Raw genomic sequence first — 22,865 nt, 5'->3', positions numbered from 1 at the left:
GTTTAGGGGCCTTCCAATCCCGGTTGTGATGCAGTTGGCGACTTCGTCGAAATGGCGGGTTTTCCGCCGGCGCCGAGGAAATATTCTTCTCTTGGTGCTTAATCCGGGTCGATTACGTCGTGGGCCGCTTCCTTGGACACATAGACTTTGGACCATGAGCGATGCCACCCAAATTGCGACAGATACCAAACCGGACATCAAGCCCCGCAGCAGGGTCGTAACCGACGGAATTCACGCCGCGCCCGCGCGTGGCATGTTCCGTGCAGTGGGCATGGGGGATGACGACTTCGCCAAACCGCAAATTGGTGTGGCCAGTTCGTGGAATGAAATTACCCCCTGCAACCTTTCCCTCAACCGTCTTGCGCAGGGCGCCAAGGAAGGCGTCCACGCCGGTGGCGGATTCCCTATGCAGTTCGGCACCATCTCCGTCTCGGACGGTATTTCCATGGGTCACGAGGGCATGCACTTCTCGCTCGTTTCCCGTGAGGTCATCGCCGATTCCGTCGAAACCGTAATGCAAGCCGAGCGCATCGATGGCTCGGTTCTCCTGGCTGGTTGTGACAAGTCCCTTCCCGGCATGCTCATGGCTGCTGCCCGGCTGGACCTCGCCTCCGTCTTCCTCTATGCCGGGTCAATCATGCCCGGGTGGGTCAAGCTCGAGGACGGCTCGGAGAAGGAAGTCACGCTCATTGATGCCTTCGAGGCCGTTGGCGCCTGCGCTGCCGGCAAGATGAGCCGCGAAGACCTTGACCGTATCGAAAAGGCAATCTGCCCGGGCGAAGGCGCCTGCGGCGGTATGTACACGGCCAACACAATGGCCTGCATTGGCGAGGCCCTGGGCATGTCACTCCCGGGTTCGGCTGCGCCGCCCTCGGCCGACCGCCGTCGCGATGACTTTGCACGCAAGTCCGGCGAAGCCGTGGTGAACCTGCTTCGCCTAGGGATTACTGCGCGCGACATCATGACCAAGAAGGCGTTCGAAAATGCCATCGCGGTCACCATGGCGTTCGGCGGATCCACCAACGCGGTTCTGCACTTGCTCGCCATTGCCCGCGAAGCCGACGTTGAACTGACACTGGATGACTTCAACCGCATTGGCGACAAAATCCCGCACCTCGGCGACCTGAAGCCCTTCGGTCGCTACGTCATGACTGATGTGGACAAGATCGGCGGCGTGCCGGTCATCATGAAAGCGCTTCTCGACGCCGGGCTGCTGCACGGTGACTGCCTCACCGTTACAGGCAAGACGCTTGCCGAGAACCTCGCCTCCATCAACCCGCCGGACCTTGACGGCAAGATCCTTCGGGCATTGGACAACCCCATCCACAAGACCGGTGGAATCACCATCCTCCACGGCACCATGGCTCCGGAAGGGGCTGTGGTAAAGAGCGCAGGCTTCGACGCCGACGTCTTTGAGGGCACAGCCCGTGTCTTCGAGCGCGAGCAAGGGGCCCTGAACGCACTGGACAATGGTGAGATCCACAAGGGCGATGTCGTAGTCATTCGCTATGAAGGACCTAAGGGTGGCCCTGGTATGCGCGAAATGCTCGCCATCACCGGCGCCATCAAGGGAGCTGGCCTGGGCAAGGACGTGCTTCTGTTGACCGACGGCCGCTTCTCGGGCGGTACCACCGGTCTGTGCATCGGCCACGTTGCGCCTGAAGCGGTCGACGGCGGACCCATCGCCTTCGTCCAGGACGGCGACCGCATTCGTGTGGACATCGCGGCACGTTCATTCGATCTCCTGGTGGACGAAGCTGAGCTTGAAGCCCGCAAGGTTGGCTGGGAGCCCCTGCCGGCGAAGTTCACGAAGGGTGTCCTGGCAAAGTACGCAAAGTTGGTCCACAGCGCCTCGACGGGCGCTTACTGCGGTTGATGCCTCGTCCGGACTCCGTCTGCCTCGGGCCGGGGGAGTCCGGCAGGCGGACACGGCTGTCCATATGGTGAGATACGCTTGTGGTCAATTGACACGTATCTCACTTAGAGGGAACACTGAACGCATGATCTCATTCGTTACCGTCGGCGTCGTCGTACTTATCAAGCGCGTGGCTTAGCCCGACTGGTAACGAACTGTCACGCGCAACCCCTCGAAAAGCCGAAAGGCTGAGGGGTTTTTTTATTCCCCGAAGCAAGACCCATCAACTGAAGATCCACAAAGGAAGAGTCCGATGAGCAAAGGATCGCCGATCAGCCCCTCGCTGATGGCTGCAAAGTCCGCTGGAGCCCCAAAGGCTCCGGAAAAGGTCGACCGAACGGCTGAAGCCGTCGTCGTCGACACTGCTGCACCTCTCTCTCCTGTACTTGGGCCGAACAACGTTGTACCCCCAACGGTGATGACCGGCTCGCAAGCAATTGTCCGTTCGCTCGAAGAACTCGGCGTGGACGATATTTTCGGTTTGCCCGGTGGCGCGATCCTGCCCACCTACGACCCCTTGATGGCCTCCAGCATGAATCACATCCTGGTCCGTCACGAACAGGGAGCCGGCCACGCCGCGCAAGGCTACGCCATGGTTACCGGACGGGTTGGCGTTTGCATCGCCACCTCGGGACCCGGTGCCACCAACCTCGTTACCGCCATCATGGACGCCCACATGGACTCCGTGCCGATGGTGGCCATTACCGGCCAGGTCGCCAGCGGTGTCATTGGTACGGACGCTTTCCAGGAAGCGGACATCGTGGGTATCACGATGCCCATCACCAAGCATTCCTTCCTGGTGACCGACCCCAACGACATCCCGCATGTGATGGCCGAAGCCTTCCATCTTGCTTCCACCGGCCGTCCCGGCCCCGTCCTCGTGGACATTGCCAAGGACGCCCAGGTTGGCCAGATGACTTTCTCCTGGCCTCCGAAGGTTGACCTGCCGGGTTACCGGCCTGTGGTGCGTGGCCACAGCAAGCAGGTGCGTGAAGCAGCCAAGTTGATCGCCGCTTCCAGCAAGCCAGTTCTCTATGTGGGCGGCGGTGTGGTCAAGGGCCACGCCTCTGCCGAACTCATGGAATTGGCAATGGCAACAGGAGCGCCGGTAGTTACTACGCTGATGGCCCGCGGCGCCTTCCCGGACTCGCATCCCCTCCATGTTGGAATGCCCGGCATGCACGGTTCCGTATCTGCGGTTACGGCCCTGCAGCAGGCTGACCTCCTCATCACCCTCGGTGCCCGGTTCGATGACCGAGTCACTGGTGTGTTGAAGACGTTCGCTCCTTTCGCCAAGGTCATCCACGCAGACATTGATCCCGCGGAAATCTCCAAGAACCGGACTGCCGATGTCCCGATTGTCGGTTCGGTGAAGGAAATCATTCCGGAACTGACCGAGGCCGTGAAGACGCAGTTCGAGCAGAGCGGTGCGCCGGACCTGGACGCATGGTGGGCGTTCCTGGGGAACCTGCGCGACACGTACCCCTTGGGTTGGACTGAGCCCGAGGACGGACTGACGGCACCGCAGCGCGTGATCCAGCGCATCGGCGAGCTCACAGGTCCGGAAGGTATCTACGTGGCCGGCGTTGGCCAGCACCAGATGTGGGCTGCACAGTTCATCAAGTACGAGCGCCCCCACGCCTGGCTGAACTCCGGTGGAGCTGGAACCATGGGATACTCGGTTCCGGCAGCAATGGGTGCCAAGGTTGGCGAACCGGATCGCGTGGTCTGGGCCATTGACGGTGACGGCTGCTTCCAGATGACCAATCAGGAATTGGCCACCTGCGCCATCAACAACATCCCGATCAAGGTCGCCATCATCAACAACTCCTCGCTGGGCATGGTCCGCCAATGGCAGACACTGTTCTACGAAGGCCGTTACTCGAACACGGATCTGAACACCGGCCACGACACCGTCCGCATTCCGGACTTCGTCAAGCTGGCGGATGCCTACGGTTGTGCCGCACTGCGTTGTGAGCGGGACGAAGACATCGATGCCACCATCCAGAAGGCACTCGAAATCAACGATCGCCCTGTGGTGATCGACTTCGTTGTCAGCCCCAACTCGATGGTGTGGCCGATGGTGCCCGCAGGCGTCAGCAATGACCAGATCCAGGTTGCCCGCAACATGACCCCGGAATGGGAAGAGGAGGACTAGGCATGAGCCGCCACACACTGTCCGTTCTGGTCGAAGACAAGCCCGGCGTGCTGACCCGCGTAGCCAGCCTCTTCGCCCGGCGCGCATTCAACATCAATTCACTGGCTGTGGGACCCACCGAGGTTCCCGGCATGTCCCGCATGACGGTTGTCGTCGATGCCGACGGCGACCTCATCGAGCAGGTCACCAAGCAGCTCAACAAACTGATTAACGTCATCAAGATCGTTGAGCTGACTTCCGAATCTTCCGTACAGCGAGACCACATCCTGGTCAAGGTACGTGCGGATGCCGCGACACGCCTGCAGGTAACCCAAGCTGCAGACCTGTTCCGTGCCGCCGTCGTCGACGTGTCTACAGACTCGTTGGTGATCGAGGCAACCGGTACCCCCGAGAAGCTCGCAGCACTGCTCTCAGTGCTTGAGCCGTTCGGCATCCGTGAAATCGTGCAGTCCGGCACCCTGGCCGTTGGACGGGGATCCCGCTCCATGAGTGACAGGGCGCTACGCTCCGCGTAAGAAACAGGCAAAGGCCCGCGATAGCATGCCATGCCGAGCGTTGCGTCCAGTACCGCAGCACCACATCAATATCCAGAAACCACTCAAGAGGAGTTACGCAAGTGACTGAAATGTTCTACGACGACGACGCAGACCTGTCGATCATCCAGGGTCGCAAGGTCGCCATTGTCGGCTACGGTTCCCAGGGCCACGCCCACGCACTGAACCTGCGCGATTCCGGCGTCGAGGTTGTCATCGCCCTTAAGGAAGGGTCGAAGTCCGCCGCCAAGGCCGAGGACGCCGGCTTCACGGTCAAGAACGTTGCCGACGCCGCCGAATGGGCTGACGTCATCATGATCCTTGCGCCGGACCAGCACCAGCGCGCGATCTTCAACGACTCCATCAAGGACAAGCTGACCGAAGGCAAGGCCCTGGCCTTCGCCCACGGCTTCAACATCCGTTTCGGCTACATCCAGGCCCCTGCCGGCGTCGACGTCATCCTGATCGCTCCGAAGGCTCCGGGTCACACCGTGCGCCGCGAGTTCGAAGCCGGCCGAGGCATCCCGGACATCATCGCTGTTGAGCAGGACGCTTCCGGTTCCGCTTGGGACCTTGCCAAGTCCTACGCCAAGGCAATCGGTGGCACGCGTGCCGGTGTCATCAAGACCACCTTCACCGAAGAGACCGAAACGGACCTCTTCGGCGAGCAGTCCGTCCTCTGCGGTGGCGTTTCCCAGCTGGTCCAGTACGGCTTCGAAACCCTCACCGAAGCCGGCTACCAACCGCAGATCGCCTACTTCGAGGTCCTTCACGAGCTCAAGCTCATCGTTGACCTCATGTGGGAAGGTGGCATCGCCAAGCAGCGCTGGAGCGTCTCCGACACCGCGGAGTACGGTGACTACGTTTCCGGTCCCCGCGTCATCACTCCCGAGGTGAAGGAAAACATGAAGGCTGTCCTCGCGGACATCCAGAGCGGGGCATTCGCCAAGCGCTTCATCGACGACCAGGACAACGGCGCCGTCGAGTTCAAGGAACTGCGTGCCAAGGCAGAGCAGCACCCGATCGAAGAGGTTGGCCGCGAGCTGCGCTCCCTGTTCTCCTGGCAGCAGCAGGACGAGGACTACGTCGAAGGCTCGGCAGCCCGCTGATCTTTCCCAGTGCCTAAAGCCTGAAACCGACGCCCGTCCGGCAAACAATGCCGGGCGGGCGTCGCCGTTCCGCAGCCGTTCCTCCCAACACGGCGGCCTGTGAATTTCTTCACAACAATCTCAACCGGGCCGTAACATCGTTCACCGGCACCGGAATCCTTGTCCAGGTTCGATATTCTGGGCTGGTCCCGGCGTCGTGTCCGGGGCCCCCGCATCCGCTCCTTGTCCAGTACTGTCCCAAAGTTGTCCAAAGTAAGGTGCCACCCCGTGTCAGCCACCAAACCCGTCGTCCTCCTCGCTGAGGAACTTTCACCCGCCACCGTCGAGGCATTGGGTCCGGACTTTGAAATCCGCCAAACCGACGGCGCCGACCGTTCCCAGCTGCTGTCCGCCATCGCCGACGTCGACGCAATCCTGGTTCGTTCGGCTACCCAGGTTGATGCCGAAGCCATTGCCGCTGCGAAGAACCTTAAGGTCATCGCCCGGGCCGGCGTGGGACTGGACAACGTGGACATCAAGTCCGCGACGCAGGCCGGTGTCATGGTCGTCAACGCACCGACGTCCAACATCGTGTCAGCAGCCGAGTTGACGGTGGGCCACATCCTGAGCCTTGCACGCCACATTCCCCAGGCGAGCTCCGCGCTGAAGAACGGTGAGTGGAAGCGTTCCAAGTACACCGGCATTGAACTCTTCGAGAAGAAGATCGGCATCATCGGCCTGGGCCGTATCGGCGCCCTTGTCGCAGCCCGCCTTCAGGGGTTCGAAACCGAGATCCTGGCGTACGACCCCTACATCACGGCCGCTCGTGCCGCACAGCTCGGGGTCAAGCTGGTCACCCTGGATGAACTCCTGGAAAACTCCGACTTCATCACCATCCACATGCCAAAGACGCCGGAGACCGTGGGCATGCTTGGCGCCGACGCCTTCCGCAAGATGAAGGAAACGGCCTACGTCATCAACGTGGCCCGGGGCGGCCTGGTAGATGAGGAAGCCCTCTACATCGCCCTGAAGGAAGGCCAGATCGCCGGAGCAGGCGTGGATGTCTTCGTCAAGGAACCCAGCACGGATCTGCCGTTCTTCGAACTGGACAACGTGGTGGTCACCCCGCACCTCGGCGCATCCACGGACGAGGCCCAGGAAAAGGCCGGTGTCTCGGTGGCCAAGTCCGTACGCCTTGCCCTCGCCGGAGAGCTCGTGCCGGATGCTGTGAACGTCGCAGGCGGTGTAATCGCTCCGGACATCCGTCCCGGCATCCCGCTGATCGAAAAGCTCGGCCGGATCTTCACGGCGCTGACCCACGCCTCGCTGACCCAGATCGACGTCGAGGTTGCCGGCGAAATTGCCGCACTGGACGTCAAGGTGCTCGAGCTCGCTGCCTTGAAGGGCGTCTTCGCCGATGTCGTCACGGAGCAGGTCTCTTACGTCAACGCGCCTGTCATCGCAGAACAGCGCGGAATTAATACCCGCCTGATCACCACCCCGGACGCCGAGGATTACCGCAACGTCCTCACGATCCGTGGTGCGCTCAGCGACGGTTCCCAGATCTCCGTTGCCGGTACCCTGACGGGACCCAAGCAAGTGGAGAAGCTCGTTGGCGTCAACGGCTATGACGTGGAAATCCCCATCAGTGAACACTTGGTGGTTGTGGCCTACGCTGACCGTCCCGGTGTCATTGGCACCATCGGCCACATCCTGGGCATGAACAACATCAATATCGGCGGCATGCAGGTTGCACGCCAGACCGAGGGTGGTCAAGTGCTTGCGCTCTTGACCATTGACAGTTCTGTTCCGCAGCAGGTACTGGAAGCCATCAAGGCGGGCATTGGCGCCGACATGGTCCGCGAGGTGGACCTGGAGGACTAGGACTTGCTCCTCATCAGCCAAGTTCGCGTGCCGGGGACACACCACTGACACGCAACGGTGGTCGGTCTGCTTACAATGGCTTGGTCCGGGATTCGGACCCGGCAGCAGGCCGGCCACTACTTTTTGCACATAGAGCCCGGATTCCTTTGTGTTTTTCAAGGATTCACGGAGCATGTGTGCGCGCCCGCAATCAAGGTCTCAGGGAGCCCAATGAACGCCGTCCAAAGGTTCATCAGAAGCCGTGTGCTGCTGCTGACCGCGGCCATTTTGATCGTCGCGATGTGCTTGTCCGTCCTAGTCCAGAGCCAGTCACAGGCCGCTCTGAACAGGACCGTGGATGAGAACTCGCGGGGACTCTACGACATCCTGGTCCAGGCAAAGCCGGACCCCTCACAGGACGGGGACGGCGGTGCGCTGATCCAGCCGGAAATCGCCAATGGGCAGGGCGGCATCAGCTTTGAGCAGTTGGATAAAATCCGCACCATGGGCCAGACGGCCGTCGCTGCTCCCATCAGCCTCGTTTCGCGGGTTTCGCAGAACCTCGAGGCTCCGCGCCTGAATGCCATGGACTACTTGGGCTACAACTCCGGCCTTGCCGGTGGCATAACGGCAGGGGACCCCTCGGCCATGGACGCCAGCAAGTGGCCCGCAGCTGAATCCGTTTTGTCCGACACGCCCAAGAAGTATCGGCTGACAGCCTCCGCCACAAGCTCCGATGGCGTCAACCAGCAAACCCTTTTCAAGACGAGCGCCGAAGGGACCCTGGGTAAGGGCCGCCTGATCCAGGAACAGGCTGCCGGTGGTTCGAATGTCCGGATTGCAGGGCCGGACGGCGAGACCGGGATTAAGTTCCCCGCTCCAGCACTCGGCTCCGAACACAACCTCTTCAATCTTTCGGTGGCGCTTCCACTGGCGCCGGAGGTGACTGAGTCCGTCGTCGCCGTCGATCCTGCCTCAGAGAGGGCGCTGTTGGGCTCCGCAGGTGATTTCCTTGCACCCTTGGAGAAGGCTCCGCCAGCGGACGCCCGCAATGCAGGCGCCATTGGCCGGCATTTCGAAAGTCTCTTCACCAGCGGCCTCAGCATGGACCAGCTTGAGGAAGGTCCTGACTTCCTCGGTGTGAAGCTGAAGTACTGGGCTCCCTTGATGACGCAGTACCAGCAGGCAAAGCGCGACGGCTTGCTGACCGATGATTCCCAGGCGATTCCGCTGATTGTTCGCTCGGGAACGTCCCTGGATTTGAAGTACTCGGTCAAGATCGAGGAAATCGACAACAACGGCAAAGTAGTCAAGGATGTCGGTACTGTAACGCGCTCCCTGGACAAGGACTACCTGCCGTTCGTTTCCAAGGCACCGTTTGCCCTTGAATGGCCGGGTTCAACTGACCACAGCCAGCTCCTTGGCAGTACTGCCTCCTTCAGCCAGGGGCTTTACAACCCGGCAACCTGGAGTACTGCTTTTGCTGCAGCCCCGAAGTACAAGGAGGGCGACGAAGCCGCCAACGGTGCTTCGGACAAGACAGCGACGCCGGGGGACTGGGTCACAGTCAACCGCCTTCCGGAAAAGTCGTCCTTCGGCGCAGCCGTGGACCAGACCCAGCGCAAGCCTGTGGATGAGCGCTCCTACCGGGAAGATCTTGAAACCGGAAAAAAGCCCGCGACTCCCATGCCGATGGTGTACGGCACCTTTAACCCGGCAGACGTTCAGGCTGCAGCCGGTGACGTCAACAAGCTCCCCTTGGGCGGCTATGACCCGGCTCCCTTGACACTGAGCAAGGATGCCGAGGGCAAGGACGCCAATGGCACTGTCCTGAAGCCATCACTGAGCGCAACAGGTCTGGTCAGCCAGTCGGCCGGCGCCATCACTGACTATTACGGCCTGGCCGCAGCCCGTGGCTATGACACCAACGCCAACGTCATCGACGCCATCCGCGTCCGCGCCAACGCCACTGGAACGTGGAAGCAGGCCCAACCGGACGTCGAAAAGCTTGCCGCCCAGATCCGTGAACTGGGCCTGGAAGCGACCGTCGTGGCCGGTTCCGCCCGCGAAGACGCCAATATCTTCGTTCCCGGGTACAGCAAGGACGACGCCGGCAAGGAATCTCCGCTGGGCACGGTCCAGCAGTCGTGGGTTCGGCAGGACGCGGCTGACGCCGTTTCGGGTTCGCTGACAGGCACAAACATCACCCTCCTCTTCCTGACGCTCCTTGGCGCCACGCTCCTGACTGGTGCCTCAACCGTCAGCTACATCCGGCAGCGCCGGAGCGAAGCAGGCATCCTGAGGGCAATGGGCTGGACCCAGAAGCGCGTCAGGTCCTGGGTGCTCGAAGAGTTCGCCGTGGGTGCGGCTGCCTTGGCCGCTGCAGGGATCATTTTGAGCCTGCTCAGTTGGAACCTTGCCACTGTGATCGTCTCAGTGACCATGCTCATCATCTACAGTGGCGCTGCCTTGCTGGCTGCCCAGCAGCTGCGTCATCGCGTGGTGGTAGACCAGGAACCCCAGCATGATGAGCGCCTCGTCACTGTTGATTCGCCCTTGACGTTCGCCAACAGGCAGCTCACTACCAACCGGTTCAACTCTGTCTCGCTGGCCGTGGCCGTAGGCGTCTTCGGTGCCGCAGTGGGGGCCTTGATCGCATTGTTGATCGACATCCCCCGGGCAGCAGGAGCAAGTGCCTTGAGTGGGCTGGCCGCCGCGAGCATTGCTTTGCCAAGCGTGATCCTCGCTGTGTTTGGCGTGGTTGTGGGTCTGCTGCTCACACTCGTGACCGGACGGTTCGAGCTCCACGCCAAGCGCGAGTATCTGGGCACTTTGCGTGCCATGGGCTGGAACCCGGACATGCTGGGCCAGGTCCGCTTCTTTGAAAATGCACTTGTTGGCACTGTGGCGCTTCCCTTGGGCGTCCTTGGTGCCCTTGGACTGGGGCTGCTCCTTGCTCCGTACGCAGCACTCTGGGCCGGACTGGCCGGGCTGCTGGCCGTAATTTGCTGGATTCCGATTGCAACGAAAGTAGTCAAATGACTGACAACCTCAACCCCGAGCTGACGGCGACCCCGGAATCCACGGACGAGTCGCTGCAGACACGCGCCAACACCATCGTCCGGGCCTCGGACCACGCGACACCCTTGGAGCTCAGCCGCGTCACCATCCACTACGGCGGAGACAAGGGCGGCGCCGAGGAAGTCGACGTCGTGGACGACTTCAACCTCACCCTGCACGCAGGCGAGATGCACTGCATCGCCGGCCGAAGCGGCTCGGGCAAGACCAGTATCCTGACCGTCAGCGCCGGGCTGACCCTGCCGACGTCGGGCACTGTGTTCTGGGAGGGACACTCCCTGGCCTCTATGGGCGACGACGAGATCGCTGACCGGCGTCGTGCCTTGATCGGCTACGTCGATCAGGGCGGCGCCTTGATCGACGGCATGAGCGCCCTCGAGAACGTGCTGCTGCCCGCCGTGCCGGATGGAGAAGTGGAACAGCGCACGGAGATGGCCAAGGACCTTCTGGACCTGGTGGGCCTCGGACGCCGCATGCGGCACCGTCCCGCACAGCTTTCCGGCGGTGAGCGCCAGCGTGTGGCTATCGCCAGGGCCCTGATCCTGGGCACACGCGTACTGGTGGTGGATGAGCCCACTGCCAGCCTGGACCGCGCTGCAGCCAACCGCATCATCGGCATTTTGAAGGACACAACCAGCGATGGCATTGCTGTACTCGTCGCTTCGCACGACCACGAACTGGTGCGCCTCAGCGATACGCTGACCGAACTGAACTAGTCCGCAAGACTGCTCCTTCGCCGGGATGTCCGGCACAGACTGGACCGGCCGTCATTTGCGGCCGGTCCAGTCATTCCATTCGAAAAAAAGGTAACTTCTTAGAGTGACGTCTGCAGAGAAATCCCCGTTCTACATCACCACCGCTATCAGCTACCCCAACGGCGTGCCGCACATCGGACACGCCTACGAGGTCATCGCGACTGATGCCATGGCGCGGTTCAAGCGCTTGGACGGTCATGAAGTGTTCTTCATGACCGGCACGGACGAGCACGGGCTCAAGATGCAGCAGTCGGCTGAGAAGGAAGGCATTACGGCCAAGCAGCTCGCGGATCGTAACTCTGCGGCGTTCAAGCAGATGAGCCAGGACCTGGGAATCTCCCATGACCGTTTCATCCGCACCACGGACCCGGACCACTACGCGGCGTCGCAAGCCATCTGGAAAAAGATGGAAGCGAACGGCGACATCTACTTGTCAAAGTACGAGGGCTGGTACTCGGTCCGCGACGAAGCGTATTACGTCGAAGACGACACCATCGTCAAGGAAGATGGTCTCCGTTATTCCAAGGAGACGGACACGCTCGTCACTTGGACTGCCGAGGAAAGCTACTTCTTCCGCTTGTCCGCCTACCAGGAGAAGCTCCTGGCCCTTTACGAGGCCCAGCCTGAGTTTGGTGCGCCGCAGTCCCGGTTCAACGAGGTCATCAGCTTTGTGAAGCGTGGGCTTGAGGATCTCTCCATCAGCCGCACCACCTTTGACTGGGGTGTCCCTGTTCCGGGCGATGAGAAGCACGTCATGTACGTGTGGGTGGATGCCTTGACGAATTACCTCACCGGTGCCGGGTACCCGGATGTCGAGTCCGAGTCCTTCAAGAAGTTCTGGCCGGCCGATGTCCATGTCATCGGCAAGGACATTTCCCGCTTCCACGCAATCTACTGGCCGGCCTTCCTCATGAGCGCAGGCCTGGAATTGCCCAAGCGCGTCATGATCCACGGGTTCCTGACCAACAACGGCGTGAAGATGTCCAAATCCCTGGGCAATGTTGTCGCCCCGCAGGACTTCGTGGCGCAGTACGGGCTGGACCAGTGCCGCTTCTTCTTCCTCCGGGAAGTCCCGTTTGGCGCCGATGGCAGTTACAACCATGAGGCAATCGTGGGCCGCATGAATTCGGACCTGGCCAACAACTTCGGCAACCTTGCCCAGCGTTCGTTGTCCATGGTCGCTAAGAACTGTGAAGGCAAGGTTCCTGTCCCCGGCGAGTTCACGGCTGAGGACAACGCATTGCTCGCGAAGGCCGGAGAATTGCTGGCTACCGCCCGAGGCGCCTTTGACAAGCAGGAGTTCAGCCGCGCCCTGGAGGCTATCTGGACAGTGCTGGGCGACACCAACGCCTACTTCGCCGAGCAGGCCCCGTGGGTGCTGCGGAAGACCGACGTCGAACGTATGAATACGGTGCTGTACGTCACCTTGGAAGTTGTCCGCATTGTGGCGATCCTTGCCCAGCCGGTCATGCCTTCCTCGTCTGCCAAGCTCCTTGAAGTGCTCGGACAGCCCGAAGGCGAGGCCCGGCAGTTCGCCGCCATCGCCACGCCGATCGTTCCGGGCACTGAACTTCCGGCCCCGACGCCGATCTTCCCGCGCTACGAGGAACCCGTGGAAGCGTAAGTATTCGCTCTCGCACATAACAGCCGTAAAGCTGAAATGCTCTCTCACATCCTCCCGTTCAAGGGAAGGAAGTGAGAGAGCATTTCTCATATGGCCCGTTTGATGTGGGAGAGGATTAGGCCGTAGCCAGACCCTCAACAGGGGACAGCCGCGCTGCACGATGGGCAGGTATCACGGAGGCCAGCAAACCGGCCACCACAGCGACGCCGAACACCGTTGCGAGCTGCAGCCACGGAACCGCCGGAACAACATCAGCCACACCGCCAAGAGCGGCCTGGGCGCCCAGCCAACCGTAGACGATGCCCATGCCCGCACCGAGGACTGCGGCCACACCAGCTATGAGTACGGCCTCGATCGCGAGCATTCCCCGGAGTTGACCCTTCGTCAGGCCCAGTGCCCTCAGCAAGGAGTTCTCCCGGGTTCGTTCAAGGACGGAGAGGGACAACGTGTTCGCCACACCGATCAGGGCAATCACCACTGCCACCCCCAGCAATCCTGTGACCACCAGCAATAGGACGTCAATGATGCTGTTAAAGGTCACGCGCTCGATTGCAGCGCCGCTAACAGTGCGTTCCTGCACGCCCAATGCCGCGGCCACTTCCTTTTGAATGGCCTGGACACGGTCAGCAGATACGGAGTCGTCCAGTTTCACCCACGCCATAGAGGGCGTTTCCGGCAACGCACTGGACGGGAGGCTGGAGATCTCAACGAAAGGTGGGATGTGACGGGTGCGGAGGACCTTGGCATCCAGCGACACGGGACCGGCCGCCGTCGAGATCGTTGCGGCTCCGCCTTTGGAGTCCTCGGGCAGGTAGACGGTACCGGGGTTCGGCCGCAAAGCACTATCCCTCAGCACGGACGAGGCATCGGCCGCGGAGATTCCATAGATGGTATTCCCGCCATCAGGCGTGGCCTCGGCAAGGGTACCGACAGCCGGGAGCAGGACTGCGGTGCTGACGCCGTCGATTGCCTTGATACGGGAAACAGCGGCGTCGCCGGAGCCGATGGCACCAGTCGCGGTCATTGCTGCCAGGTCCACGGGATAATTCTCAGCAAGGGTGTCGTTGAAGGCCTGCCGGGACGTGGCTGCGCCGGTCATCATCAGCGACACCAGAGTGACGCCGATCAACAAGGCAGCGGCAGCAGCCGACGTACGGGCAGGATTGCGCGTGGCGTTAACCGCAGCCAGCTTTCCGGGAACACCCACAGGTGCAGCCACGCGTCCAGCCAGGGCCACTACCGTCGGAATGAACAGGGTTGAGCACAACAGGATCCCCACAAAGGAGAGGGCTCCGCCGAACAACGCAATCAGCAGCGAGACGGTAGTGCTTCCGAAAATCAGCAATGATGCCCCGCCGAGGAGCGCCACCAGGCCCAGAGCCAGGCGGACCTTGCCGCGCCGGTTGCCAACGGCAGCGTCATCGGCAGGCCTTAGGGCAGCCAGAGGAGCGACCGCGGTAGCGGCTTTGGCGGGTACGAGGGCTGCAATGACTGTCAGCAGCGTTCCGGCCACAAGGCCGGCGATGATTGCCGACGGCGGTACGGCCAGGGTGGCAAAAGCCTGCTCAGGCTGTGTCTTCGCCCAGGCGATGAGTACGTACATGAGGGCGGTTGCGGCAATCACGCCCAGCACGGCGGAAATGAATCCGACCACCAGGGCCTCCAGCATGACGGATCCGCGGATTTGGGACCGTCCTGCGCCGAGGCACCGAAGAAGCGCCAGTTCCCTTGTTCGCTGGGCCACCAGCACGGAGAACGTATTGGCCACCACCAGAATGGAGACGAGGATAGCGACGCCGGCAAAGGCGAGCAGTACCACTGTGAGTTGGTCCTGACCGGCGCTCAGCATGGCGACCGTAGATGTGACCTTCTCCTGCGCGGTTTCCAGGGTGGGAGCTTCGGCGCCTGCCGCTTCCATGCGGTGCGCGATATACTCCTTCGCTGCGGAGACGTCTTCGCCGGGTTGGAGAATGAATTGCAGTCCCGAATATCCTGCTCCGGCGTCCTGCACCGCGTTCAGGACAGACTCTGATGCGACAAGCTGGGCCGCCGAGGATGAGAAAGGATCATTCGTTGCCTGAATCAGGCCGGCAACTTTTACCTTGGCGTTCTTGACGGGTCCTGCACCGTGCAGCTCGAGCGTACTTCCAACGGTGAGTCCCAGATGCTCTGCTGTCTTGACGTCGATCACGGCTTCGAAGGGCTGCGACGGCATGGAACCGGAGGACAAGACCGCACCCTCCAGGGGTGATGGTGCCGTATTACGGAGCCGGCCCTGCTGCTCACCGCCACCGGCCACGAACGTCACATACGTGGAGCGTTCGGCGTAATGGTCCTTGACGGCGGGCGCGGACGTCGCGGCATCCACTGCTGCCTGGCTGAAGGCCTCACCGTTTTTGGATGTAGCAATAAGGTCCGCGTTGCGGTAGGCCTCGCCGATACTGGCGCCAAGTGAAGCATTGGTGCTCGCGCCCACCATAAGCGTGGCTGAGAGGAACATAACGGACAGCATCACGGCGAGCCCGATTGCGACGAATCGTCGGAAGTGGGTCGTCAATTGGGAGAGAGCTACACGCAGCATGCCTTAAGCCCCCAGCTTGCCGAGCGCCGTCAAAACAGATTCCGCTGTGGGCTTCTGGATCTCGCCCACCAGACCGCCGTCGCTCATCAGCACCACGCGGTCGGCATAGCTTGCGGCGACGGGGTCATGGGTCACCATGATGATGGTCTGGCCCATCTCCTGGCTGCTGCGACGCAGGAGCGCAAGCACTTCGCCGCCGGCTTTGGAGTCCAGGTTGCCGGTCGGCTCGTCGCCAAACACGACGTCGGGACGCGTCAGTAGCGCCCGGGCTACGGCGACACGCTGCTGCTGTCCGCCGGACAACTCGTGTGGTCGGTGCTTCAACCGGTCTTTCAACCCCAGGGTGCTGACTACGGTATCCAGCCACCCGGCGTCGGCGGTTGTTCCCGCCAAAGCGAGCGGCAGCGTGATGTTCTGTTCCGCTGTCAGGGTGGGCACAAGATTGAAGGCCTGGAACACGAAGCCAATGCGCTCGCGTCGAAGGGCGGTGAGTTGGCGGTCGTTGAGTCCGGTGAGCTCTGTGCCGCCGAGGACGATCCGTCCGGAGTCCGCCGTATCGAGGCCCGCGAGGCAATGCATGAGCGTGGATTTGCCCGATCCGGAAGGTCCCATGATTGCGGTGAATTTGCCTGCCTCGAAGCCCACCGATACCTCGTTCAGGGCCATGACTCGTGTATCGCCGCGTCCATAGCCCTTTGTCAGTGCGAAAGCTTCAACCGCGGTGCGTGTCCTGGCTGCATCGGATTTAGCGGGGAGGCCGTTGCCTGTTGGGTGGGGGAGAGGCGTGAAAGTTGTCATGGTTTCACGCTATGTGCCGGGGATGCGCCGCTGGATCCGGCCACGGACCCATTCCGGGCAAGGTCAGCTCATACCGTGGTCTGAGGCCGCGATCACGTGATGGGGCGCAGCTAGCTTCCTGGCGCAACCACGCCTGTCTCATAGGCGATGACCACCACCTGCACGCGGTCCCGGGCTCCTAGCTTGGCCAGAATGTGGCCCACGTGGGTCTTCACCGTGGCCTCCGACAGAAACAGCCCGGCGGCTATTTCCGGGTTCGACTGGCCCTGGGCGATCAGCTGGAAAACCTCGCGTTCACGGGCGGTCAGGCGTTCGACGGCGGCAGCGTGCCGGCTCTGCTCGGGCGTTTGTGTCCTGAGCAGGGGAGCAACGTGATCCAGGAGCCTGCGTGTAGTGGATGGTGCGATGACGGCGTCACCGCGGTAGACGGTGCGGACAGCCTCCAACAGCTCCTCCGGCGGGGCGTCCTTGAGGAGAAACCCACTGGCCCCAGCCTGTATCGCAGCCAAAGCGTATTCGTCGAGGTCGAAGGTGGTCAGGACTACGATTTTGACCTCTGCCCGCTGGGAGCCCGAGGGCTGGGTGGCTGCCTGTTCTAGAATGCGTCTCGTGGCTTCGATTCCGTCCATACCCGGCATGCGTACATCCATCAGGACCACATCCGCCGTGGTGGCACTAAGTGCCTGCACTGCCTCGATGCCGTTGCCTGCCTCTGCCACCACCTGGAGATCAGGTTGGGAATTGATCAGCATGCCGAACCCCGAGCGAACCAATTGCTGGTCATCGACGAGCGCCACCCGTATGGGTGAGGGGAGTTCAGGCATGGTTTAGGCCTCCGAATAAGGGATGAAAGCGGACACACGGAAACCGCCGCCCTGTAAGGGGCCTGCGGTCAGGGAACCATCGTAGAGCGAGATGCGCTCGGCCATGCCGCGGAGGCCGTTTCCCCCTCCTCCTGTGGGCGGATCAGCCGCGGCGCCCCGACCGTCGTCGACGACGTTCAGCTCTAAACCGCGACCCTGCCACGTGAGCGTCACACTCGCTCGGGCGTGGGGTCCCGCGTGCTTCATGACGTTGGTGAGCGCTTCCTGGATGATCCGGTAGGCAGTGAGTTCGGCCCCGGTCGGAAGAGCCCGCCGAGGCATGCCAAGCTGTTCGAAGGAGATATTCAGCCTGGCAGCACGGAATCCCAGCAGCAGCTCATCGAGATCGGAGAGCCTCGGTTGCGGCCTTGTCGGCGCGTCCTCGTCCGAACGCAGGACCCCTAGCAGCCTGCGCATTTCGCCGAGGGAATCCCGGCCTGTGGCTGCGATGGTGGCCAATGCTTCGGTGGCCAGTTCCGGCTTAGCGGTGGCGGCGTAACGGGCGCCGTCGGCCTGGGTAATGATCACGGAGAGCGAGTGCGCCACGATGTCGTGCATTTCCCTCGCGATATGGGAGCGCTCATCAGCAGCGGCCAGTTGGCGCTCCTGCAGTTGTTCGATTTCAAGGCGGCGGGTCCGGTCCTCAAGGGCCTGGAGCTGGAGCCGCCGCACGCGGGTGAGATCGCCGAGTGTCCAACTGACCAGCACCAGCATCCAGATAAGGACCGTGTACAGGGCCCCGATGGTGAGGCCCATGATGCCTGACTCGGCGGAGCTTGAGTATTCACGCGTGGTGAGCATGACACCGCCCAGCAAACCAAGGAGCAGGACCGTCCGGCTCGCCCAGGCCGGTCCATAAGCGGCCGTTGCATAGATGACCAGGGGCACGGCTATTTGGCTGGCCACCGGTTCGGCGCCGATCGCCCACTGGATCAGGCACACCAAAACCACGACGGCGGCCGCAACCACGGGGCGCGTGCGTCGCCAAGCCAGCGGCAACAGGAGGCCGCAGGAGATGAGGAAGAGCAAAGGGCGGTCGGCCACCAGATAGACAGGTCCGAACAACAGGACGAGCAAGCCTGTGGCCGCCAGATCTACCTTGAAGCGGTTGATCCGGAACCATTCGTATAAAGCGTGCCTTCTGTCCACGGTACGACTCTATGTGTTCGGTTTGGTCGCAGGCATCATGCCCTGGTCTGATTTCGCGCTTGTCGCGTGTTCGAAGAGTGAGACGATTTTGACCAACATGTGGATTGCTTGGCTAGATAGACGTATGAGTGCATCGTCCATCAACCTCGCTGTCATCCCCGGCGACGGCATTGGCCCCGAGGTCATCGCCGAAGCTGTCAAGGTCCTCGAAAAGGCTGTCGCCGCCGAAGGCGTGGCCCTTGAGCAGACCCACTACAAGCTCGGTGCGCAGCACTGGCTTGAAACGGGCGAGACCCTGCCGGACGAGGTTTTGGAAGACCTCCGGACGCGTGACGCCATTCTCTTTGGTGCAGTGGGAGCAGCCCCGGGCGATACCAGGATTCCTTCCGGCATCATCGAACGCGAGATGCTGCTCAAGCTTCGCTTCAGCCTGGACCACTACGTGAACCTGCGGCCGTCCCGGTTGTATGGAACCGTCGGGAGCCCCTTGGCAAACCCCGGAGTCATCGATTTCATCGTTGTCCGCGAAGGCACCGAAGGTCCCTACGTAGGCAACGGCGGCACCCTGCGCGGCGGAACCCCGCACGAGGTTGCCACCGAGGTCTCCCTTAATACTGCGCATGGCGTGGAGCGCGTGGTGCGGGATGCATTCCGCCGCGCCAGTGAACGTCCGCGCAAGCACGTCACCCTCGTCCACAAGCACAATGTCCTGGTCTTCGCCGGACACTTGTGGAAGCGCACCGTTGAAGCAGTGGCCAGCGAATTCCCCGAGGTCACCCACGATTACCTGCACATCGATGCTGCAACCATCTTCATGGTTACCGATCCCTCCCGCTTCGATGTGATCGTCACCGACAACCTTTTCGGGGACATCCTGACCGACCTCGCCGCTGCCGTTACTGGTGGCATTGGCTTGGCGGCATCGGGCAACATCAACATGGACCGCACAGCACCGTCCATGTTCGAACCCGTCCACGGCTCAGCGCCGGATATCGCCGGACAGCAGAAAGCCGATCCCACCGCGGCCATCCTCTCCGCAGTGCTCCTCCTGGACCACCTTGGTTACACCACGGCGGCCCGCAAGATCGAGGCGGCAGTGGTCGCGGACGTCGAAAGCCGCACCGGCGAGCCGCGCACTACTGCGGCGATCGGCGATGCCATTGCGGCGGCACTTTAGGCTCATTTCTCAGGCGTAAGCTTGTCTTGAATTATTTACCTGCTTCCCTGGTCCACCGCTGAACCGCTTCCTCCGGGACCCGTTTCGCGCTACCAGGTAGCTGACTGTGGAGGAAACATGACTCAGACTGCCCATGGCGTCGAATTCAGCCAGCAGCTTTCGGAAACCCCGAAGTCTGCTGAGGAGCGTGCAGCCATCCTGGCGAACCCAGGCTTTGGCGATTACTTCACCGACCACACCGCCGTCGTCGACTACAAAGTTGACGCCGATGGCAATGGCGGTTGGCAGAACGCCCGGATCGAACCCTACGGACCTATCTCCCTGGATCCCTCGGCCGCAGTCCTGCACTATGGTCAGGAGATCTTCGAGGGCCTTAAGGCGTATCGCCACGCTGACGGTTCGGTGTGGACCTTCCGCCCCGAAGCGAACGCCGCGCGCCTGAACAAATCGGCCCGCCGGCTCGCCCTTCCGGAATTGCCGGAGGAATACTTCCTCGGTGCCATCCGTGAACTCGTGCAGGCCGACCAGGAATGGGTTCCGTCGGGCGACGGCGAAGCCCTTTACCTCCGTCCGTTCATGATCGCCACCGAGGCTTTCCTTGGCGTTCGTGCTGCCCGCGAGGTGTCCTTCCGCGTTATTGCTTCCCCCGCCGGTAACTACTTCGGTGGCGAGCTCAAGCCGGTCTCCATCTGGATCTCCCGTGAGTACGCCCGCGCCGGCCGCGGCGGAACCGGAGCGGCCAAGTGCGGTGGCAACTACGCAGCTTCATTGATCGCTCAGCAGGAAGCCGAAGCGAACGGTTGCAAGCAGGTCCTCTTCCTGGACCACTTCAACGACGACGCCGTGGAAGAACTCGGCGGCATGAACGTCTTCTTCGTCATGAAGGACGGCTCGCTGGTTACTCCCGCGCTCAGTGGCACCATCCTCGAGGGCGTCACCCGCATGTCCGTCATCCAGGTGGCAAAGGACATGGGCCGGGAAGTTTCCGAGCGCAAGATCACACTGGACGAATGGCGCGACGGCGTTGCTTCAGGCGAGATCGCTGAAGTCTTCGCTTGCGGTACGGCGGCCGTGATCACCCCGATCGGTGTGCTCAAGGACGCGACGGAATTCATCGGATCCGAGGACGCCAAGGCAGGCGAAACCACCATGGCCATCCGCCAGCAGCTCCTGGGAATCCAGACCGGTACCGTCGAAGACACCCACGGCTGGCTGACCCGCCTGGTTTAGTACCCGGGTTTCCTGACACAACTGAAACGCACAACGGCGGTCCTGCCCTTGGTTACCAAGCGGCAGGGCCGCCGTTGCCATCCCCGGTCCTCTCTCACATCCCAACGGTTTTTCAGGGTCCTTCTCTCACTTCCCAACGGGTTTTCTGGATTCCTTTATCACATCCTGACCGTTTGGCGGGAATGTTCTCTCACATACGGAGTGGTCGGTTGAGGTCAACGGTGCGGTCCGCCGTCGACGTTCAAAATGAGCGAGCATCGGTGAAAAGCGGTCCGGAGGTGAGCGAGCATCGGTGGAAAGGGGTCCGGATGTGAGCGAGGATCCGAAGTGGTGCCAAGATGGGACAGTGACTTCAGAATCAATGGCGACTTCCGGTAACCATCCCGTCGGCGACGACACCTCTGGACTGCAGAGAAGCAGCAGCCTCACCCGCTTCCGGCTGGCACCCAACCCGGGCCCGATGAGCCTGGATGGCACCAACTCCTACGTCATCAGCGCCCCGGGCTCCGGCCACGTCGCCATCGTGGATCCCGGCCCGGAAGACGAAGGGCACCTGGCAGCGCTTGCGGCGGCAGGCGTGGTGGACGCCGTGCTCATTACGCACCGGCACGCTGATCACACGGCAGCGTCCGCCAGGTTCCATGAACTGACGGGCGCTCCCGTCAGGGCTGCTGCCGCGGAGTATTGCCACGGCGGAGAGCCTCTGGTGGACGGCGAAGTCCTGCATGCTGGCGGCGTGGAGATCCATGTCCTGGCAACTCCTGGCCACACGTCGGATTCCTTGTGCTTCCATCTCCCCGCAGACGGACCCACAGGCTCCGTTCTTACGGGTGACACCATCCTGGGACGCGGCACCACGGTGCTGGACTACCCCGATGGCCGCCTGGGCGATTACCTCGCCAGTCTGGACAAACTCGAATCCCTGGGCCCAGCTACGCTCCTTCCCGCCCATGGCCCGGTGCTTCCTGCCCTGGACGGGAAATGCCGTGAGTACCGCGAACACCGCCAGCAGCGGCTAGACCAGATCAGGGCTGCGTTGGCACAGCTCGGCCAGGATGCGCCGATTGCCGCAGTTACTGATGCGGTGTATCCCGACGTCGATCCTTCGGTCAGGTGGGCAGCTGAGACGTCGGTTGCCGCGCAGTTGGATTACCTTCGCAGCTAGCGCGCAAACGCCCAAGCACTGGAAGGTAGGCTTGAGCCCATGCGTATCGCCCGGTTTGTAGTTGATTCTGATCCCCTTTATGGCGTTGTTGAAGGCGAGCCCGGTAGTGAGGAAATCACTGTCATCAACGGCGACCCCTTCTTCAATGGCGTCGAACGTACCCACGTGAAGCACAAGCTTGAGGATGTGCGGCTCCTTGCCCCGATCATTCCGCGCAGTAAGGTGATCGGCGTTGGGCGTAACTTTGCCGAGCATGCAGCTGAGCTGGGCAACGAGGTTCCGCAGCATCCATTGCTCTTCCTTAAGCCGAACACCTCCGTCATCGGTCCAAACGATCCGATAGTCCTCCCGGAGTTCTCCGATGAAGTCTCCTTCGAAGCGGAGCTGTGCGTCATCATCGGCCGTATCTGCAAAGACGTCCCCGAGGAACGTGCCGACGACGTCATTTTTGGTTACACCTGTGGAAACGACCTCACTGCCCGGGACGTCCAGAAAACCGATCTCCAGTGGGCCCGCGCCAAGGGCTTTGACACCTCCGCTCCGCTGGGCCCGTGGATTGAAACCGATCTGGACCACGAGGACCTCTCCATCCAGGGACGGCTCAACGGCGAACTCCGTCAGGACGGCAGCACCAGCCAGATGATCCGCGGCGTTCGTGAGCTCGTCTCGATCGTTTCGCACGCGTTCACCCTGCTGCCGGGCGACGTCATCATGACGGGAACCCCGGCTGGTGTCGGCCTGGTCAGCGAGGGCGACCGCTTCGAAGTGGAGATCGAAGGCATCGGCCGCTTGTCCAACCCGGTGGTTCGCCGCTAACGGCCGGACCAGACCTTAGCGCCCGACGACGGCACGAGACTTTCGTACGAAAGGCGCGGGCCGTCGTCGGGC

General features: G+C 62.0%; 16 protein-coding genes. 12 read left to right on the top strand and 4 right to left on the bottom strand.

Features of this window, described 5'->3' with window-relative positions; genetic code table 11:
• Positions 1 to 154 precede the first annotated feature (154 nt).
• From ilvD to metG, 8 genes are all read left to right on the top strand, one after another.
• Entirely contained in the window at positions 155 to 1,876 is a 1,722-nt protein-coding gene (gene ilvD / locus KSW38_RS07065) for a dihydroxy-acid dehydratase (RefSeq protein ID WP_216923895.1), read from the top strand.
• Positions 1,877 to 2,168: 292 nt separating this feature from the next.
• A complete protein-coding gene (locus KSW38_RS07060) occupies positions 2,169 to 4,073 on the top strand; it encodes an acetolactate synthase large subunit (protein ID WP_216923894.1) in 1,905 nt (634 codons plus the stop codon).
• A gap of 2 nt (positions 4,074 to 4,075) precedes the next feature.
• Positions 4,076 to 4,588 (top strand): acetolactate synthase small subunit, encoded by a 513-nt coding sequence (gene ilvN, locus KSW38_RS07055; RefSeq protein WP_216923893.1) that lies wholly within the window; start codon positions 4,076 to 4,078, stop codon positions 4,586 to 4,588.
• A 101-nt stretch (positions 4,589 to 4,689) separates the two neighbouring features.
• Positions 4,690 to 5,715: a ketol-acid reductoisomerase gene (gene ilvC / locus KSW38_RS07050; RefSeq protein ID WP_216923892.1), complete on the top strand. Its 1,026-nt coding sequence runs from the start codon at positions 4,690 to 4,692 to the stop codon at positions 5,713 to 5,715.
• A gap of 267 nt (positions 5,716 to 5,982) precedes the next feature.
• The gene (serA, locus tag KSW38_RS07045; RefSeq protein ID WP_216923891.1) at positions 5,983 to 7,578 is read left to right on the top strand and encodes a phosphoglycerate dehydrogenase; all 1,596 of its coding nucleotides are present in this window, start codon (positions 5,983 to 5,985) and stop codon (positions 7,576 to 7,578) included.
• Positions 7,579 to 7,788: 210 nt separating this feature from the next.
• Entirely contained in the window at positions 7,789 to 10,599 is a 2,811-nt protein-coding gene (locus KSW38_RS07040; RefSeq protein ID WP_216923890.1) for an FtsX-like permease family protein, read from the top strand.
• Positions 10,596 to 11,351: an ABC transporter ATP-binding protein gene (locus tag KSW38_RS07035; protein WP_216923889.1), complete on the top strand. Its 756-nt coding sequence runs from the start codon at positions 10,596 to 10,598 to the stop codon at positions 11,349 to 11,351. Before KSW38_RS07040 ends, KSW38_RS07035 begins: the two co-directional genes overlap by 4 nt.
• Before the next feature lie 103 nt (positions 11,352 to 11,454).
• Complete coding sequence (gene metG, locus KSW38_RS07030; RefSeq protein ID WP_216923888.1) at positions 11,455 to 13,014, top strand: methionine--tRNA ligase; 1,560 nt, start codon at positions 11,455 to 11,457, stop codon at positions 13,012 to 13,014.
• A 115-nt stretch (positions 13,015 to 13,129) separates the two neighbouring features.
• Here metG and KSW38_RS07025 read toward each other — a convergent pair whose 3' ends face one another.
• The 4 genes from KSW38_RS07025 to KSW38_RS07010 form a co-directional block, all read right to left on the bottom strand.
• A complete protein-coding gene (locus KSW38_RS07025) occupies positions 13,130 to 15,595 on the bottom strand; it encodes an ABC transporter permease (RefSeq protein ID WP_216923887.1) in 2,466 nt (821 codons plus the stop codon).
• 3 nt (positions 15,596 to 15,598) lie between these two features.
• Positions 15,599 to 16,393, bottom strand: coding sequence for an ABC transporter ATP-binding protein (locus KSW38_RS07020; RefSeq protein ID WP_216923886.1), 795 nt, complete (start codon positions 16,391 to 16,393; stop codon positions 15,599 to 15,601).
• 110 nt (positions 16,394 to 16,503) lie between these two features.
• Complete coding sequence (locus tag KSW38_RS07015; RefSeq protein WP_216923885.1) at positions 16,504 to 17,217, bottom strand: response regulator; 714 nt, start codon at positions 17,215 to 17,217, stop codon at positions 16,504 to 16,506.
• 3 nt (positions 17,218 to 17,220) lie between these two features.
• Complete coding sequence (locus KSW38_RS07010) at positions 17,221 to 18,405, bottom strand: sensor histidine kinase (RefSeq protein WP_216923884.1); 1,185 nt, start codon at positions 18,403 to 18,405, stop codon at positions 17,221 to 17,223.
• A 124-nt stretch (positions 18,406 to 18,529) separates the two neighbouring features.
• Between KSW38_RS07010 and KSW38_RS07005 the strand changes: the two genes are divergently transcribed.
• The 4 genes from KSW38_RS07005 to KSW38_RS06990 all read left to right on the top strand — a co-directional run bounded on the left by KSW38_RS07005 (position 18,530) and on the right by KSW38_RS06990 (position 22,793).
• The gene (locus KSW38_RS07005) at positions 18,530 to 19,582 is read left to right on the top strand and encodes a 3-isopropylmalate dehydrogenase (RefSeq protein ID WP_216923883.1); all 1,053 of its coding nucleotides are present in this window, start codon (positions 18,530 to 18,532) and stop codon (positions 19,580 to 19,582) included.
• A 117-nt stretch (positions 19,583 to 19,699) separates the two neighbouring features.
• Entirely contained in the window at positions 19,700 to 20,812 is a 1,113-nt protein-coding gene (locus KSW38_RS07000; RefSeq protein ID WP_216923882.1) for a branched-chain amino acid aminotransferase, read from the top strand.
• A 361-nt stretch (positions 20,813 to 21,173) separates the two neighbouring features.
• Positions 21,174 to 21,977, top strand: a complete 804-nt coding sequence (locus KSW38_RS06995) for an MBL fold metallo-hydrolase (RefSeq protein ID WP_216924143.1) — start codon at positions 21,174 to 21,176, stop codon at positions 21,975 to 21,977.
• 39 nt (positions 21,978 to 22,016) lie between these two features.
• A complete protein-coding gene (locus tag KSW38_RS06990; protein ID WP_216923881.1) occupies positions 22,017 to 22,793 on the top strand; it encodes a fumarylacetoacetate hydrolase family protein in 777 nt (258 codons plus the stop codon).
• The last annotated feature ends 72 nt before the right edge of the window (positions 22,794 to 22,865 follow it).

Origin of the sequence: Paenarthrobacter aromaticivorans (assembly GCF_019038615.1) — a bacterium.
Classification (GTDB): Bacteria; Actinomycetota; Actinomycetes; order Actinomycetales; family Micrococcaceae; genus Arthrobacter; species Arthrobacter aromaticivorans.
The sequence above is the reverse complement of the archived record's forward strand: the minus strand, read 5'-3'. Positions and strand labels throughout refer to the sequence as shown.